The organism is Streptomyces sp. Tek67B01 (genome assembly GCF_055231995.1).
The window spans coordinates 118,794-134,967 of the sequence record NZ_JBUYUY010000002.1 but is presented as its reverse complement, the minus strand read 5'-3'; the positions used below and the strand labels follow the sequence as shown (position 1 = coordinate 134,967).

The following is a 16,174-nucleotide window of genomic DNA, read 5'->3' as shown; positions in this document are numbered from 1 at the left end:
CGTTGATGAACGAGCCCGACGAGAGACCCGACGAGACGCCATGAGCCAGGATCCCGAACAGACCACCCTCTTCGCAGCGGTCGACGCCCTGCTCGAAGAGGCCGCCGCACAGGACGGTCTGCCCCACCCCGACGAACGCAAGCGCCTGCGCGAAGCCGCGGGCCTGAGCCAGGACCAGATCGCCAAGGCCCTCTCCGTCCGCCGGGAAACGGTCACTTCCTGGGAAACCGGCCGCACCGCCCCCCGCCCACCGAAGCGCGCGGCCTACGCCCGCCTCCTCGAAGGACTCTCGACCCTCCACCCCGCCCCCGGGACCTTGCCGTCCGCGCCTCCCTCCCCCGCAGAACCGACAGAACCCGCCGAGACCGCCGAGACCGCCCCCGCGCCTATCCCCACCCCCGCGCCCCAACCCCGCCCCCAGCCCCCGACCGCCCCCGCCGCCCCCTCCCCCGTCCGCCACACCAGCGCCCCGCAGTCCCCGATCCCCCGCAGCACCCCCCACGCACCTCCCCGCAGCACCCCCCACGCACCTCCCCACACCACCCCCCTCGCCGTCCTCACCGGCACCTCCCACGCCCATACCGGCGGCGGCCTCCTCCTCGACCTCCCCCCCAAGGCCGCCACCCATCTCCCCACCCTCATCACCTGGGCCCTCGGCCCCGACGCCAACCTCCGCTCCCCCCGCCTCCACCGCAACGGCAAGGACGGCGACCCCCTCCTCGTCCTCACCGCGGCCGCCACCGAGGCCCTCGGCCTGCCCCTCGTCCTCGAAGACCGCCGCGCCCTGCGCCTCCCGGACAACCACCCCACCCTGAGGCTCCTCGCGCAGCACAAGTGGCAGCTCACCCGCCGCGGTTTCGGCCCCTGGGCCCGCGTCTACCGTCCCGCGACCCCCACCGCCGGCCGCCAGTGCGTCCAGCTCGCGATCCTCCCCTGGGGCGCCCTCGACCCCCGCGCCTGGGGCGAGGACACCGCCGACCTCCCCGCCCCCGAACTCGCCGAACTGCTCACCACCTACGCCACCCGCGTCCTCACCCCCCGCGGCTCCACGGCCGTCACCGGCCTAGAACTCATGACGGCCCTGCGCCCGCCCACCCGCGCCGCCCGCAACCCCGTCACGGGCGCCTGGGAGTCCGCCCCGGTCGCCGGCTCCCTGACCCGCGCCGTCGACCCGGCGCCCCCGGAGGCCCCCGACGAACACCCGGTCGTCGCCGCCCTCTACCCCCGGGCCCACCAGCGCACCCCGGACCAGGTCCTCGACGAAGAGGCGTACGACTGGTTCCGTGACCCCCAACTCCTCACCGACGACGAGTGCGCCCGTACCCACGCCGTCGGCATCGACGTGAACATGGCCTTCGCCGCGGCCGCCAACCGTCTCGTCGTCGGGCTGGGCCCCGCGACCCACACCACGGCGCCCCGCTTCGACCCCAAGACCCCGGGCTGCTGGCTGGCGGACCTCTCCTCCCTGCCCCACGACCCCCGCCTTCCCAGCCCCTTCACGCCCCACGGCCGGCCCCCGACCGGCCCGGCCTGGTACGCGACCCCGACCCTCGCCTACGCCCAGGAACTCGGCCACGCCGTACGCCCCACCGAGGCCTGGCTCCGCCCCGAGAGCGGTGCCTACCTCGACGCCTGGTACACCCGCCTCCGCGACGCCTACATGGCCACGATGGCCGACCTCGGCATCACCCCCGCCCTCACGGAGAGCGAGTTCCTGGAGGCGATGACGACGTACAAGCAGCACGACCCGATCGCCGGCTCGGTCCTCTCGGCGATCAAATCCACCGTCAAGGGCGGCATCGGCAAACTCCGCGAACGCCCCCAGGGCGCCGGCTACCGCCCCGGCGAAGTGTGGGCGGCCCTCGAACGCCCCACCTGGCGCCCCGACATCCGCGCCGCGGTCATCTCCACGGCCCGCGTCAACATGCACCGCAAGATGCGCAAACTCGCCACCGCCGCCGGGGAGTACCCCATCGCGGTCCTCTCCGACTGCGCCGTGTACCTTTCCCCCGGACCCGGCCCCCTGGACTTCCTCCCCCGCACCCCGGAAGGCAAGCCGCTCCCCGGCGGCTTCCGTATCGGGGTCAGCCCGGGCATGGTCAAGCACGAGGGCACCCAACCCCTCCTCTGGGCCGTCGAGATGCTCGACTCGCAGCTCAACCCCGCACGCCACATCAAGGGCCACGACGCAGCGGCCGACGGAGAGTAAGAACCCATGCCCCCCTCCGAGATCGACGAAAGCCTCGTCCGCGCCGACGAGCAGAACTTCACCCGCCCGATCCCCAGGTCCGCGGGCGCCCAGATGCGCTTCCTCGTGAAGCAGCTCAGGTCCACCCGGGAAACCGCGCGCCTGCTCGGCATCTCCCAGCGCACGGTCGAGCGCTACGTCAAGAACCAGATCAAGAGCCCCAAACCGGCCCTGGCCACCCGCCTGGCCGACGAGGTACGCCGCCGTTGGCAGCCACTGGTCCGCAGGCGCGCCCGCGACCGGGCCGCCCGCACCACCGGCCTCGTCATCGAGACCCGCGCCCGCTTCGGCTTCACCGCCGCCCCCGGCACCACCGACGACGGCCGTATCCGGCGCATCACCCAGCACCTGCCACCGGAGTACGCGAGCCGCCTCTTCACCGCCCAGGAGGCCGGCGCCACCGAAGCCGAACTGCGCTCCATCGCGGCGGAGGGCCTCCAGGAGATCTACTTCAAGGACAACGGCGCGCGCGCCGCCGGACTCCTCGTCGAGTTCACCGACATCGACTACGTCGACTTCGCCTTCTGAGGTCCCGGGCACCGCGAAGGTCCCTCAGAGCGCGCGGGGCACTGAGGGACCGGGGATGGGTACGGGGCGGAAGGATCAGGCGACCGTGGGCGCGGAGAGCCCTCGCTGCGACCGCTCCGTCTTCCGCCCGACCTGCCGGGGCTGGATCGTACGCGGGTCCACCGCCTCGCCGGGCGCCCCTTCCCGGTACAGCCCGTCGGGCTCGGCGTCCCGATCGTGCGGCAACAGGTAGAACACGCGGCGCTTTTGGAGCCCGCTGTCGGGATCGGCCTCCGCCGTCTCACCGAGTTCGGTGAAACCGATCATGCGCCCGTCGCGGTGGTAGCGGGGCTTGCCCCTCCGACGGGGCGTCTTGTCGAGGGCCTGGCGGACGTAGTCGAGCTGCTCGGGGTTCTCCAGCCACACCACTTTGACCTCGTGGGCGAGATCGCTTGCCGACAGTAGCGAGCTCATGGCGTGGGTCCCTCCTCATGCGTGTCGCCCCGGCGGGGCCCCTGGTTCCGCCGCGCCGCGAGCGACGCCCGTGCCGTTATGCAGCCGCCGCCTGTGCGGCGCGACCGGGTGGTGGATGTGTTCATGTTCCTCGTCCATCGTAGGCATGCCCGTCCCGGGGCGGCGGCACGCATGGGCCGATCACGTCGTGGTTGCCCTGTTCGCCTCGCGCGGTAACTGGTCCTCGTCCGCGAGAAGCGCCAGCCCGGGATAGAACTTCTGCCCGTTCGAGCGCAGCATCTCACTCGGTGAGGCGACACCGACCTCGGCCCTGATCCGCGTGGCGAACGCGCGCGTGGTCGCGGGCCGCAGGCCCTCCCCGTCGCTGCACCAGGCACTGTAGGCGCGGTAGAGGGCGCCCTGTTCCACTTTCAGGTCGCGGGGCTCGGCGAAGTCGCTCCCGGTGGTGCAGCACTCCGCCAGGAACCGCCCGATGTGGTCCTCGGTGGTGGCGTATGCCTGCGTGGCCGTACGGACCACGCTGGGGCCCACCAGAGCCGGTTTGGCGGCCAGGTAGGCCTTGGCGCCCTGGATCATCCAGTGGAGGATGCCTGGGCCCTCCTCCTGGACGAGCGTCTCGGCGAGGTTGTCGATCTTACGGTGGTCGGGAACGACCTTCTCGAAGGGGATGAGCCGGATACGCCGCCAGAAGGCATGGCCGCCCGTCCCCACCTCCGGTCGGTGGTTGCCCAGCAGCCACAGCTTGTGCGTGGGTTCGAAGCTGAAGAAGTCCTGCCGCATCCGGCGCGCCTTGAGCCGGTCGCCGCCGGTGAGCAGTTTGACCCGGGCCTCGTCGAACTTGTCATGGGGCTTGAGCTCGCTGCAGACGAAGAGGCGCCGGCCGTGCAGCTCCGTCAGCTCGGTCGAATGTTCGTTGAACTTGCCGCGCTCCATCAGGAAACCGGGGGGCGCCACGTCCGCGTAGTCCCCGAGGATCTTGATCACCACGTCGAGCAGCGCCGACTTCCCGTTCGCGCCCACTCCGTAGAGGAACGGCAGCACCTGTCCGCCCACGTCGCCGGTGATGCTGTAGCCGAGCAGGAGATGCAGGAAGTGGATCATCTCCTTGCCCTTGTCGTCCTCGCCGAAGGTCTCGTCCAGGAACCGGTGGAAGCGCGGCGTGGGCACGGCCTCGGGCGCCAGGTGCGTGGCCCGCGAGTGGAGGTCCTGGGTGGGATTGGGCTTGTGCAGGTCACCCGTGCGCAGGTCCACGACGCCCGCCGGGGTGCACAGGGCGTACTTGTCCCCGTCCAGGGTGTCGGGGTCGAGTGCGAGCTCCGGCGAGGCCTTGGCCTGCGTGAGCATGGCCTTCACGCCCGAGGTGGACATCGCGCGCTTGCGGTGCTGGGCCAGCTCCCGGTCGCTGAACACCCCGCGCGGGTCGTGGACGGGCAACTCCTCGGCCATGTCCCCGGCGGCCCAGATCGCGGCCTTCTCGCCGCCGGTGCGCTTCCACCGGTACTCGTCCCACACGTACCAGCCCAGGCCCTCGACGTGTCGGAACCGGTCGTGGTGCAGGTGCGCGAACAGCTTCGCGTTCCCCCGGTCGGTCAGGTTGTGCAACAGACCGGCCTGGACGAAGTCGGCGGCGCCCGCGACGGCCTGCGCCCCTCCCTGCTGAGCGGGCAGGCGCGGGCCGGCCGACGCGGCCTCCGCGGTGAACGCCGCGAGCTGCTCCGCCGCGGCCTGGGCGTCGAACCCCGTGCTTCCGGCGCTCATGTGCGTTCCTTGGGCTGGATCGGTCGATCTCTTCCGGCGCGCAACCCCGCGTCGACGATGAGGACGTTGCGCCGCGTCTGGTGCGGGCGAGCCCGGTCCGCCGCCTCCAGGAGCAGCCGGCGGCCTTCCCCTTCCGCGAGGTGCCCCGCGGCGGCGAGCCCGCCGGCGGTGAACGCGGCCCGGTTGAGCTTCTCGCTGAACCCCGTCCCGGAGGGACTGAGTCCGCAGGCGCGCACTTCCTCAAGCAGCGACGCCAGCACCCGCTCCCCCTGTCCCTGTCGTCCCCTGCCGCGTGAAGCCCGCTTCGCCCTGGCTGGTACCGGCGCCGACGCCGACGCGACGGGCTGCCCGTCGTGCCCCGTACGCACCAACTCGGCGGCCAGCCACAGCGGGAGGGCCGCGGGAACCCGCGCACCGGGCAGCGCCTCGTAGACCCCTGCGGAGGTGCGGGTCGAAGGCGCCACGATGTACCCGCCGATCGCCCGCACGTCGACCTGCCAGGCCAGTGCGACCCGGGAACTCGACCCGCTGGAGCACCGGAACCGCGGCCCGTCCTTGGGCGCCCGGTACCAGATGTGCATGCCGCCGGAGGGCGTGCGTACGCGCAGGGTGGAGGCGTCCTCGCACGGGTTGAGCCGGGACCTGTAAGCGGCCAGGAGCGCCAAGGTGTCGAATCCGCTCCGCAGGCCGGTCAGGTCGACCCGGTCGTCGATGGCGATGCCGGGAAGCAGTCGCCGGCGGTCGGGCAGCGGTACCGAGTGCGCGTCCACGTCGATGACCACGAGCCCGGCGGCCCCACAGGCCACACCGATCCCGAAGCCCGGCTCGGTCTCCCACCATTCCCGCACCGTGCGGAGGTCGGTGGTCGCGGCGTGGAACCCGTGGCACCAACGACGCTCGGCACGGCAGGGGCAGGCCTCCGGTGCGTGCTCGCTCTCCCGGCAGTCACGACAGTTGGCGGCGGGCGTCTTGCCACCCGGAGCCAGCGGATGGACGGGGTACCCCCGCCCCGCCAGCCAGACGGCCACATCCATCGGCCCCCCGCCGCGCACAGCCTGTGACGGCCTCTCGGGATGGACAAGCACTGGCTCTTCCTTGACGCGGTGTCGGAGACGGCTGCTCTGTCCCCGGACCTTGCTGCGGAGGGACCAGAGGGACTGAAGATTCACTATCGCGGAGATTACCCCAGCGAAACCCTCACGTCCGGTGTGGATCACTCCTCTATTCGGATTTGAGTCCCTTCAGTCCCTCCGTCCCTGAGGCCCCACGCTCCTTCGCCCCGCGGGGTTCCCGGCGATTTCCGGCCCGCCCCGGGCGTGTCGCCCGCTCTTCGCTCCCGGCCGGACGCCGCCCCGCCTCCACCGGGCCTCAAGGTGACCACGACGACCGTCCCAGAAGAGCGGCCGCCCGCCCCGCCGGTGGACCGACACCACAGGTACTGAGGGGCTGGAAAGGGCCTTCGGTCCCTGACCCTTCAGTCCCTGGACAAAGATGCAGGTCAGAGCGGTGTGCAGGGACTGACAGGGACTAAAGGGACTCAAAGTGACTACTTCCGGCCTTTACGTGCGTGTGTGTATGCGCGGGCGCGTAAAGGATCTAGGTAATGCATATCTGGCTTATAACTAGAGATTTGAGTCCCTTCGGTCCCTGTAGAGCGGCGGCCGGTCCGTTGACCTGCAGGTTTATGCAGTGACTGAAGGACCAGGGACCGAAGCTGTGAGAGCGACCTTCAGTACCTGTCGGGGGACAGGGGGACAGGGGATGGGGGGCTCGACCCCCGAACCGGGTCCCCCCGCTCAACAAGAGGGCCTGAACGCGATCCGCCCCAGGGACCCTGGGACAGGAGCCCGCCGGAACAGTTCGGAGGAGGCAACCGATCGCCGTCCACCACCTCGGGCTCCCACGGCGAAACCATCTCGCCGCAGGCGCACCCTCCCCCGGCGGATGTACTTCTCGGCCGGCGCGGCGTCCCGTTCCCCGTGGCCGGCTCACCCGTCGGCGAGAGTCCCTCAGAGCTCCCTCGTCATGAAGGTGGTGTTCGGGTCGGGCCGGTAGTCCGCGAACGGCGCACACTTCCGGAAGCCGAACTTCTCGTAGAGCCTGCGCGCCGGCAGGAAGAACGGGGAGGAGCCCGTCTCCAGGCTCAGACGGGTGAAGCCCATGCCCCGCGCCTCGGCGACGATGTGCTCCAGCAGCCGGGACGCGACCCCGCTCCTCGTCCGTGACGGTCGCGTGCGCATCGACTTCAGCTCCGCGTGTTCCGCGTCCAGCCGCTTGATCGCGCCGCAGCCCACCAACGTTCCCCCGTCGGAGACCGACCAGACCGTCATGGCCGGGCTCCGCAAGCCGTCGAGATCGAGGGCGTGCTTGCTGCCCGCAGGCGTGATGGCCTGCATCTGCCTGACATGAGCTTGGAGGAACAGGACGATCTCAGGGCCCGACAGATCGTCCACCACGATGTCCAACATGTTCATCCTCTCCTGGAGTCCGACCGGGCCCCACGGACGACTCGGATCTGCCACCGGCGGCCGGCCCTGCCGAGACTTTGCCTCAGGACGGAAGCACCCGACGAGGGGGGCGACGAGGCCGCGACAGGGGGCCGACTTTTGTCCGCGGACAAAAGTCGGCCCCCTGTCGCGGCGGTGCTCGACGGAGGCGTTCCGCGTGCTCGACGTACACGGCGGTGCCATGGCCGTGCCGGCCCTCCGCTTCCCCTCGGGAGAGGGGACAGATGCCCGGCGGAGGAAGGCCAGGTGCGCCGCCCGACGGGGCCCGGCCGGACGGTCGGGTCAGCGCAGGCCGGTGAAGAGATCGTTCTCGGGCACGGCCGCGCCGGTGGCGTCCTGGATCCGCACGAAGGTCTCCGTGCCCATCAGCTCGCCGAACCTTTCCTTGCCCATCCTGAGGAAGAAGATGTTCTCGCCCTGACTGGCGTGTGCGGCCAGCGCGTCGAACTTCTGACCGCTGAATGCGGTGGTGTCCACCCACGTGGTGATCTCATCATCGGGGAGGCCGATCTCGGCCAGCGCGGCGGCCTCGGCAGGATCCGGCTCCGGCATGTCCTCTTGGAACTCGCGCATGATCTGGCCGAACCGCGCCATCGCCGAGCGCGGCATCGTGATCCAGTACACCTTCGGTGTCAGCCCGGTCATCTCGAGCGCCGCCATCGTGATCCGGTGGGCCTGGATGTGGTCGGGGTGGCCGTAGAAGCCGTTCTCGTCATAAGTGACGACCACATCGGGCCTGTAGTGCCGCATGAGGGTCGCGAGTCGGGCAGCGCCCTCCTCCACGGGGGTCTTCCAGAAGGATCCAGGGGCGTCGTTGCTCGGCCAGCCCATCATCCCGGAGTCGGCATAGTCCAGCATCTCCAGATCACTGACCTTCAGGACGTCACAGCTCGCCTGAAGTTCTTGTCGGCGCATCGAGGCGACGGCCGTCGGGTCGTGCCCGGGATCACCCGGCTTGACACCCCCCGGCCCGTCACCGCAACCGCCGTCGGTACACGTCACGAGAACCGTGCGGATGCCCTCCGCCGCGTACCGAGCGAGGATTCCCCCGGTTCCGGTGGCCTCGTCGTCGGGATGGGCGTGCACTGCCATGAGCGTCAAGGGCCGGTCAGTCATGAAGGAGTCCTCCTGCGGGAACGTGTGTGGGTCCGAGTACGCGGTGGGCGTTTCGCGACCCGGGAGCCGGGACCCTGCCGGGTGGATGACACCGTTCCCACCCGTGCGGCGCCAGACCACCCGTCGGTGCAACGATGCCAGCCGGACCGGCTGTTCCCGGCGCGGCTGCTCGACCGTCGACCAGCTCCCCCCGGAGGTGTCCCGCAGACCACCTCCTGCTGCGCAGGGAAGCCGGTCGGCGGCTCACCGTGAGTCCGCGCTGGGCGGCCGTCGTGGCGGTGCGCGTCGCCGAGCTCTACTCGGTGGCCTCCTCCACCGTCACCGAGGCCATCGGCGAGACCCGCCTCCTGCTCCCCGACTGGGGCTTCGCCGTCCCCGATCGGCGCGTTCTGCGTCTGCGGACCCTGGCGGATGTGCCGCCGACTTTTGTCCGCGGACAAAAGTCGGCACGAGGACAGGGTGGGCCTGCGCCGCCCGCAGGCGGAGCGATCTTTGTCCGCGGACAAAAGTCGGCAGCCCGAGAGGGTGGGCTCCGGGCGGGACCGACCCGCGTTGTCCGCTCCCCCGGTGCTCGCGACGGGCGGCGCTTGGGCGTCCGACGCAGGCATCCGCCCCACCTCCCGGTGCTCCGACTTTTGTCCGCGGACAAAAGTCGAGGCCCACCGCGATCCGCGGTAGGCCTCGACCGGCTCGGCGGGAGCTCAGCTTCGCCGGTTGTTCTCGATCAGGAGCACCGTCAGCTCGGCGCGATGCTTGGCCGACATGTTGGTCCGGATCGCCTCGTACATGGCCTTCGGGTCCTGCCACGGAGCCGACGTACCGTCCGCCGTCCGGGTCTGCGACGGGATCACGTTCTCCGGCTCCCGGCCGCCCGCCGGCTGGGAAACGGAGGGTGCGCGGACAGGCTCGGCGACCGGGGCAGCCGGCTGTACCGATGCCGGGGGGACGTTCCGCGCCACCCGACTTTTGTCCGCGGACAAAAGTCGGTCCCCCTCCGGGTCCGTGGCGGAGCCCTCCCCGCGCTCCCCGCCCTCCCCCGGACTTTTGTCCGCGGACAAAAGTCGGGCGGCTTCCGGAGCCGACTCGGAGCCGTGCCCACCCCCGCGCCGATCTTTGTCCGCGGACAGAAGTCGGCCCGCTCGGGTCTCCGGCTCCGAGTCCTCCCCACCCTCCTGCGGACTTTTGTCCGCGGACAAAAGTCGAGGCGGCTGCGCGACCGGCTCGGAGCCCACCGGCACTCCCCCGGCCAGGCTCGCCCCCGGCTCCTGCACGCTGCGCAGGATCTCCCGCTGGGCCGCCTTCACCTCCGCTTCCTGCTGCTTGTTCTGCTGAAGCAGAGCCAATAGGTCGGCCGCTCCGATGCCCGGCTGTTCCTTCGCCTTACGGGCCAGCAGGCGACCGTCACGCTCCGGCAGTTCGCCCGAGCTGAGCAGGGTCTGGATCTCCTCGGGCAGCTCCAGCAGCACCAGCTGGTTCGTGACCCACGACGGGGAACGCCCCAGCCGCTCGGCGGCCCGGGACTTGGCCCCGTGTTCGCGCCCCTCGTCATCGGCGCAGGTGTCGACCAACTGCTGCACGCCGCGGGCGCGCTCGATGACGTCGAAGTCCTCGCGTTCGAGGTTCTCGGCGAGGAGGTGGTCGATGAAGTCGGCGCGCGAGACGGCGAGGTCGTCGCGCACGACGAAGTCCAAGGCCTCCAGCCCCACGTGGAGGGCGCTGCGGAAGCGGCGCTCACCGTTGATGAGGATGTGGGTCGCGGCGCCGATACGGGACTCGTGGTCCGGCCACAGTGCGAGATAGGCGGCGCGGCTGACGACGACGCACGCCGACAGCTGCGCCTGACGCAGCTCCTCACCGAAGCGGGTCTTCTCCTCGTCCGTGCCGAAGTTGCGGCGCGGGTTGAGGGGCGTGGGGGAGACCTGGTCGAGAGGAACGCGGATGAGTTCGTACGCCGGCACATCCCCCTGCGCGATGGCTTTGGCTCGCCCCCGCTCGCTGCGGCCACTGCTCCGGCGGGCGTTGCTGAAGGCGGCGCCGGTGCCGAGGAGGTCGCTCTTGCTCATGCCGCGATCACCCGGGCGATCTCACGCATGGCCTCGGACTGCTCGCACTCGGGCGCATAGTGCAGGAGGGGCAGCTTCACGCGCACGGCCTCGCGCTGTTCCTTCAAGTCGGCGATGACCGTGATGACGGGCGGGTCCCCGAACTCTTTCCAACTGTTGAGGGAGGAGGTGACGACGTACCCCTTGCGGCTGTCGTACAGGTTGACGACGAAGCCGAGCTGCGCGATCTCGATGCCGAGGTCGTCGATCAGGTCCTCCAACTGCTCGCTGAGCATGTCGTAGGCGTCCGCGGAGGTGTCCTCCGCCTGTACGGGGACGATGATCCCGGAGGTCTTCTCGGGCTCTCCGTCACGGGTGCGCGCGTAGTAGAGGGCCGTGTCCATGGTGTAGCCGAGGCTGGGCGGACAGTCGACGACGATGTAGTCGAACTCCTTCTCCAGCTCCTCCAGCGCCTTCTCCAGGGCCGTTTCCTTGGTCCGCACGTGACGGGTGGTGGCCAGCCGCGCGTCCAGGAGGAAGGCGTCCTTGCAGGACGGGAGGAGGAAGAGGCGCCCGGCGAACACCCCGTGCTCGATGGGGACGAGAAGGTCGCGGACGCGGCCTTCGATCTCGCCCAGCATGTGCTTGGCGAGGCTGGGCTCCTTGATGGAGAGCATCTCGGCGCCGAGATGGCGGGTGAGGTGGCCCTGGGGGTCGAAGTCGATGACGCAGACACGCGCGCCGGTCTCGGCGAGGGCCTGGGAGACGCCGTTGCTGATGGCGCTCTTGCCGACACCGCCCTTCTGGTTGCAGACCACGATCCGGCGGGCCCCCTCGTGGGCGGGACGGCGCCGGCCCATGGGGGAGGGATGGGTGTCGAGCCACAGCCGGATCGACTGGGCCACGCCCTGGTTGTACGGGATCTCCCGTGTCCGACAGTCCTCCTTGAACTCCCCGTACAGGCCCGTGGGGAGGTAGGTGGAGAACGAGGAGGCGCCGGAGGTGTCCACGGTGGTCGCCGCTGAAGCGTCGGCGCGCCATGCGTGGATGCCCTCGGTGACGGCGTCCTGGATGTCCACACCCAACTGGGCGGCGCGGACCTTGAGTTCCTGCCGCAGGGACCCAGGCAGCTTGGCGACTACCTTTTCCCTGACTTCCGGATCATATGGAGCGGTCATGCGGGTACCTTACTAACCTTCTTGGCGGAAGGCGAAGAGGCTCACCGAAAACACGCCGCCCACCGCCCGCGCCCTGCCCCGCCGTTGGTGGCCCGCTTACCGGCGTTCCGAACCATTTGTCCTGACGCCGGTCGGGCCGCCCCGGGCTCGCCCTTGCCTGCGACAGGGGCCGCCGTCGAGAACCCACGAGCCCCGGCGAGCCGGCTCCAACCGACCACCACTCCCTCGCCGCCGCGCACTGGGCCGGTATCACCCCGGGCCGCCTCCGTCGGCTCGTCGAAACCCCAGACCTCCTCGAAGCCACCTCCATTGCGCCGTTGAGGCGATGCCGAGACCTGCTCGCAGCGATCAGCAGAGGCGAAAAAGCCCTGTAGCGCCTTCTGACGGCCCGGAGGGCACCCAAAGGTCTCATCGCACCGGGCCCTACGCGAACGGCCCTCTGAGGCCCCATTCTGTGGGTCACTTTTGACCGTTGTGGGCAGATTTCCCGCAGGGTCGGCCGAGAAGGGAACGAACTCTCCGGAGTGAGGGCTCTTGTCCCTCGTCGACTGCGGACCGTGAATCCCAGGGGCCAGCCCCTGGACCCCGCCAGCGCCTGGCCGCGCTGGACCGGCCTTGGCATGGGGGGCTGCTCGCCCCCCAGACCCCCTCGCCAGGCGCTCGGGCGCCCTGGACCCGCTCACCCCCGCGTCCTGCCCCGCCTCCCTGACGGTCGCCGGTGCACCCCTCGGGCGCCGGGCGCCCTCGGTGGACACGGGGGCCTGAGACAAACCCGGTGGCTGCTCGAAGAGTCGGCTGGGGCGGGGGACCTCGGCCAGTGGGCGGGCGAAAGCAAGCAGCGGCTCAAGGTGTGCCGGCTGGTGTATCGACGGGGGAGTGAGGGTCGGTCGATCGATGTGTGCCGGCAGTGGTGTCGCCAGGTCAGCTCACATGCGCCACGCATGAGCTGACGGACCCTCGGAACAAGAGGGGTTGCGCCCTTGCGAGAGGCCGGTCGTCGGTTGCTCTTGTAGTAAGAGAGCCGCGCGCGTACAAGCCTCTGACCTGCCGTTTCTCCCGAGGTGATGTGTCCCTCAGGACACATTTGACTCTTCGAAATGTGTACCTGGCGAGCACATTTCGCGGAAAACTCAAGCAGGAGTGTACTTTTTCCGCGCGCTGCCCCGCTCCGGATCGTCGCAGGTCAGAGAGGTGCGCAAGAGCGAGCCGGTGAGCCTCCCGATGCCGGCCGCTCGAACAACGTGTGACGTCATCACGACAACCGAAATCAAGGAGCCGTGGACTTTCGGGGCTCCGGGGCCAAATAACTACAGGTGTCGTGTACTTTTGGCGCTTGCCGTGCACAAGGCTCGTCTCAGACTTGAGATTCGGCGCGCCGACGCACCAAAAGACAAGCCCCCGTTGATTTTTTGGATAGTCTCGGACCGCCTGAGTAACAAGGAGGTCCTGTGACATCTGATCCGCCCGCCCGTCGTCGACAGCGCGGGCCCCGTCCTGTTCCCCTCCCCGCCGCCGCTGGAAGCGACGCCGAGTACGGGGACATCCTGGCCGTCCTCGGTCAGCAGCTCGGCGAGCAGGTGGCCAACGCCGCCGATCCCACCGGCCGTCGCCGGCTCAAGGGCGTCCACCTCGAATACGCGGCGGACCCGAAGTCCGTTCACGACATGGCCGGAGGCGCCGGTTACAGCCTGGCCAGCAACTGGTTCACCCAGCTCCTGGCCCAACTGGCGGTCGCGAACAGCATCACCAAGTCCCAGCTGTGCGTCTTCCTCTTCGTGGCGGGCGGTCAGGTGCCGGGCACCGGCATCACCCAGTACACGCAGCAGGAGATCACGGACGGGTTGAACAAGATCGCCGCGCAGAAGGGCGGCAAGATGATCACGCGTTCCACGGTCAACCGTGCCGTCCAGGCGCTTTGCGGCTACAACTGGGTGGAGAAGGCCGGCAACGGCCGCATCCAGATCAACGTTCGCCTGTGGTTCCAGGGCAACAGCACCGCTCAGCAGGAGGTTCTCGCGGAGATCGCCGAGAAGCACGGCAACGACCCGGAGTCCTTCCCGTACGCGGTGGGACCCGAGGGCGCACACCAGGAGCAGCTGCACCTCGACTTCGGTGCCGAGGTTCCCGCTCCCAAGAGAAGGCGCACTGGGTGATAGTGCTGTCAGGCCCGCGCACGGGCGACCGTTCACGAGGAAGGCCATCCCATGGCTAACGTCATGTCTCCGATCGTCGCGGAGCGCATCTGGGCCCTGCCGCTGTCGGGGTCCGCCGTCAAGTTCCTGCAGTACCTCGTCTCCCGCAGCGACTTCGGGGGGACCCTGCCGGTACGTCAGAAGGACATGGCGGCCGAGTACGGGGTCACCCCCCAGGCCATCAGCGGGTTGATGGCGCCGCTGTGCGACCTGAACATCGTCCTGAGGCCGCGCAGTGAGGAGCGCAACGGCAACTCCTACCGACTGCACCCGCTCGCGGCGAAGTACGAGAGCCCGGAAGCGATGGAGGCGGCCTTCCGGGCGTCCCTCGCACGAATCCAGGCGGGCGACCTTCCCAACCTGAAGCTGCCCACCTACCACCAGGCCCCGCCCGCTCCGACGGGCAGGCCCAAGCTCCAGGTCGCCTGACCTCGATCGATGCCCGAACAAGACGGAAGGCCCTCCACTGGGTGGAGGGCCTTCCGCGCCTGAGTAACAGATGGTGTGTCCAGTCTAACCGGCGCCGGCCCCGACGGCACAGTGGGCGTAGTCCGTACACATCACCGTGTCCCCACCCTTGCGATACCACCCCCGCCGGCCACAGGCTCCGGATCACCGCCCACGGGACCAGCCGGCGGCGGTGATCCGGACGGCGTGGATTCGGATGAGGCCTCAGCCTTGGAGCGCGGTCGTCGCCTCCGGTGCCGGATTCTCGGCCAACCAAGCCCCGTAGGCCCGCACACTGAACCGGCTGCGCAGCATGTCCAGAGCCAGAAGGAGGGACGAGGGAATCCTCGGCCCGTTCCTGCCGCCGCGAACGAGGCGGCTCATGTGGGCCCGGACAATGGCCAGGACGGCGGCGCTGGCGAGGTCCTGGTCCTTCCAACCAAGCCGAGGCGGCGGGACATGCGTGTCCTCGCCCGCCTGCCAACGGGTCGGCAGGTCGGGGCACAGGGCCAGGGCGGTCGCCACGCCGACCACCGCGAAGCCACGCTCCAGGACCCGCTCGGCAGTCGTGCGGCGGCAGATCCCGCCCGTCAGCATGAGCGGCACGGAGGCGACTTCGACGAGTCGTTCGGCCAGGGAGAGGAAGTACGCTTCCCTGTCGAGCGTCGTCTCATCGGTGGTACGGCCCATGGTGGCCGCGCTCTCGACGCTGCCGCCGGACAGTTCCACGAGGTCCACGCCGAGACCGTCCAGGAACCCGAGCACTCGGGCCACTTCGTCCGTGTCGAAGCCACCGCGCTGGAAGTCGGCCGTGTTTATCTTGACGCCCACGGCGAAGCTCGCGGATACCTGGGCGCGGACGGACTTCACGATCTCGATGAGCAGCCTCGCCCGGTTCTCCAGACTGCCGCCCCAACGGTCACTCCGCCGGTTGACCAGCGGGGACAGGAACTGGCTCAGCAGGTAGCCGTGTGCGGCGTGGATCTGTACGCCGTGGAAGCCGGCCTCTTCCGCGAGACGGGCGGTGGTGGCGAAGCGGGCGATGGTGGCCTCGATGTCCGTCTCGTCCATCGGCGTGGGGCGGGCGAACGCCGAGGTGTGCCTGCCCAGGCTGACCCCGACCTCGGAGGGCGCCCAGGCAACGCCGGGCAGGTCGGCGCGCACCTGCCGGCCGGGGTGGTTGATCTGCATCCAGGCGTGTGCCCCGGCTGACCCGGCGGCCGCGGCCCAGCGGCGGAACGGCTCAAGGGGGGTATCGGCGTCGAGCACGATCGTTTTCGGTGAGGTCAACGCACGTCTGTCCACCATGACGTTGCCCGTGATGATGAGGCCCGTGCCACCTCCGGCCCAGCGGCGGTAGAGATCCTCGATCTCGGTGCCAGGCAGCTGTCCGGGCTGGCGCGCCAAGCTCTCTTCCATGGCGGCCTTCGCCACCCGGTTCGGCAGGCAGGACCCGTTGGGCAGTTCAAGAGGCGCGAAAAGATGCATGGGAGTTCCTCCTGGATCTCGTCCCTGACGACTCTTGGTCGGTTTCGGTTCTGGCCCCGTCGCCTGTGCGGTGGCTATGTGAGCGGTGACTATGTGAGCGGTGATTGTGTCTGCGCTGGCTGTGTGAGCGCTGATCGTGTGAGCGGTGGTCGTGTGAGCGGTGGTCGTGCGTGCCGTGGTCGTACATACGTTGAACGCTGCCGGGGCAAGCTGCCCG

At 69.9% G+C, this 16,174-nt stretch carries 12 protein-coding genes; 4 read left to right on the top strand and 8 right to left on the bottom strand.

Features of this window, described 5'->3' with window-relative positions:
- Positions 1–40 precede the first annotated feature (40 nt).
- Both tap and tpg read left to right on the top strand, forming a co-directional pair.
- Entirely contained in the window at positions 41–2,209 is a 2,169-nt protein-coding gene (tap, locus tag ACV7NM_RS34075; RefSeq protein ID WP_463414272.1) for a telomere-associated protein Tap, read from the top strand.
- 6 nt (positions 2,210–2,215) lie between these two features.
- Positions 2,216–2,776 (top strand): telomere-protecting terminal protein Tpg, encoded by a 561-nt coding sequence (gene tpg, locus ACV7NM_RS34070; RefSeq protein ID WP_463414271.1) that lies wholly within the window; start codon positions 2,216–2,218, stop codon positions 2,774–2,776.
- Positions 2,777–2,851: 75 nt separating this feature from the next.
- On the opposite strand, the gene ACV7NM_RS34065 is transcribed toward tpg, so the two are convergent.
- The 7 genes from ACV7NM_RS34065 to ACV7NM_RS34035 all read right to left on the bottom strand — a co-directional run bounded on the left by ACV7NM_RS34065 (position 2,852) and on the right by ACV7NM_RS34035 (position 11,830).
- Positions 2,852–3,229, bottom strand: a complete 378-nt coding sequence (locus ACV7NM_RS34065; protein ID WP_136214053.1) for a DUF6009 family protein — start codon at positions 3,227–3,229, stop codon at positions 2,852–2,854.
- A 180-nt stretch (positions 3,230–3,409) separates the two neighbouring features.
- Entirely contained in the window at positions 3,410–4,987 is a 1,578-nt protein-coding gene (locus tag ACV7NM_RS34060) for a DNA primase family protein (RefSeq protein ID WP_463414270.1), read from the bottom strand.
- Positions 4,984–6,015 carry a bifunctional DNA primase/polymerase gene (locus ACV7NM_RS34055; protein WP_463414480.1) on the bottom strand — a complete coding sequence of 344 codons (1,032 nt, stop codon included), beginning with the start codon at positions 6,013–6,015 and terminating at the stop codon, positions 4,984–4,986. The genes ACV7NM_RS34060 and ACV7NM_RS34055 overlap by 4 nt, the downstream gene beginning before the upstream one ends.
- A gap of 981 nt (positions 6,016–6,996) precedes the next feature.
- Positions 6,997–7,452: a GNAT family N-acetyltransferase gene (locus tag ACV7NM_RS34050; protein WP_463414479.1), complete on the bottom strand. Its 456-nt coding sequence runs from the start codon at positions 7,450–7,452 to the stop codon at positions 6,997–6,999.
- A gap of 324 nt (positions 7,453–7,776) precedes the next feature.
- Positions 7,777–8,610: a PIG-L family deacetylase gene (locus ACV7NM_RS34045; protein ID WP_463414269.1), complete on the bottom strand. Its 834-nt coding sequence runs from the start codon at positions 8,608–8,610 to the stop codon at positions 7,777–7,779.
- Positions 8,611–9,311: 701 nt separating this feature from the next.
- Positions 9,312–10,673, bottom strand: a complete 1,362-nt coding sequence (locus tag ACV7NM_RS34040; protein WP_463414268.1) for a ParB/RepB/Spo0J family partition protein — start codon at positions 10,671–10,673, stop codon at positions 9,312–9,314.
- On the bottom strand, positions 10,670–11,830 hold the full coding sequence (locus tag ACV7NM_RS34035; protein ID WP_463414267.1) for a ParA family protein: 1,161 nt from the start codon (positions 11,828–11,830) through the stop codon (positions 10,670–10,672). Before ACV7NM_RS34035 ends, ACV7NM_RS34040 begins: the two co-directional genes overlap by 4 nt.
- Positions 11,831–13,278: 1,448 nt before the next feature.
- Between ACV7NM_RS34035 and ACV7NM_RS34030 the strand changes: the two genes are divergently transcribed.
- Both ACV7NM_RS34030 and ACV7NM_RS34025 read left to right on the top strand, forming a co-directional pair.
- Positions 13,279–13,983 (top strand): hypothetical protein, encoded by a 705-nt coding sequence (locus ACV7NM_RS34030; protein ID WP_463414266.1) that lies wholly within the window; start codon positions 13,279–13,281, stop codon positions 13,981–13,983.
- A 51-nt stretch (positions 13,984–14,034) separates the two neighbouring features.
- Positions 14,035–14,451, top strand: coding sequence for a hypothetical protein (locus ACV7NM_RS34025; protein WP_136214044.1), 417 nt, complete (start codon positions 14,035–14,037; stop codon positions 14,449–14,451).
- Between the two features lie 243 nt (positions 14,452–14,694).
- Here the strand turns inward: ACV7NM_RS34025 and ACV7NM_RS34020 are convergent, their stop codons facing one another.
- A complete protein-coding gene (locus tag ACV7NM_RS34020; RefSeq protein WP_463414265.1) occupies positions 14,695–15,957 on the bottom strand; it encodes an oxidoreductase in 1,263 nt (420 codons plus the stop codon).
- Between the last annotated feature and the right edge of the window lie 217 nt (positions 15,958–16,174).

Coding starts and splice junctions, on each gene's coding strand:
- tap (WP_463414272.1), top strand. CDS start 41: ATGAGCCAGGATCCCGAACAGACCACCCTCTTCGCAGCGGTCGACGCC.
- tpg (WP_463414271.1), top strand. CDS start 2,216: ATGCCCCCCTCCGAGATCGACGAAAGCCTCGTCCGCGCCGACGAGCAG.
- ACV7NM_RS34065 (WP_136214053.1), bottom strand. CDS start 3,229: ATGAGCTCGCTACTGTCGGCAAGCGATCTCGCCCACGAGGTCAAAGTG.
- ACV7NM_RS34060 (WP_463414270.1), bottom strand. CDS start 4,987: ATGAGCGCCGGAAGCACGGGGTTCGACGCCCAGGCCGCGGCGGAGCAG.
- ACV7NM_RS34045 (WP_463414269.1), bottom strand. CDS start 8,610: ATGACTGACCGGCCCTTGACGCTCATGGCAGTGCACGCCCATCCCGAC.
- ACV7NM_RS34040 (WP_463414268.1), bottom strand. CDS start 10,673: ATGAGCAAGAGCGACCTCCTCGGCACCGGCGCCGCCTTCAGCAACGCC.
- ACV7NM_RS34035 (WP_463414267.1), bottom strand. CDS start 11,830: ATGACCGCTCCATATGATCCGGAAGTCAGGGAAAAGGTAGTCGCCAAG.
- ACV7NM_RS34025 (WP_136214044.1), top strand. CDS start 14,035: ATGGCTAACGTCATGTCTCCGATCGTCGCGGAGCGCATCTGGGCCCTG.
- ACV7NM_RS34020 (WP_463414265.1), bottom strand. CDS start 15,957: ATGCATCTTTTCGCGCCTCTTGAACTGCCCAACGGGTCCTGCCTGCCG.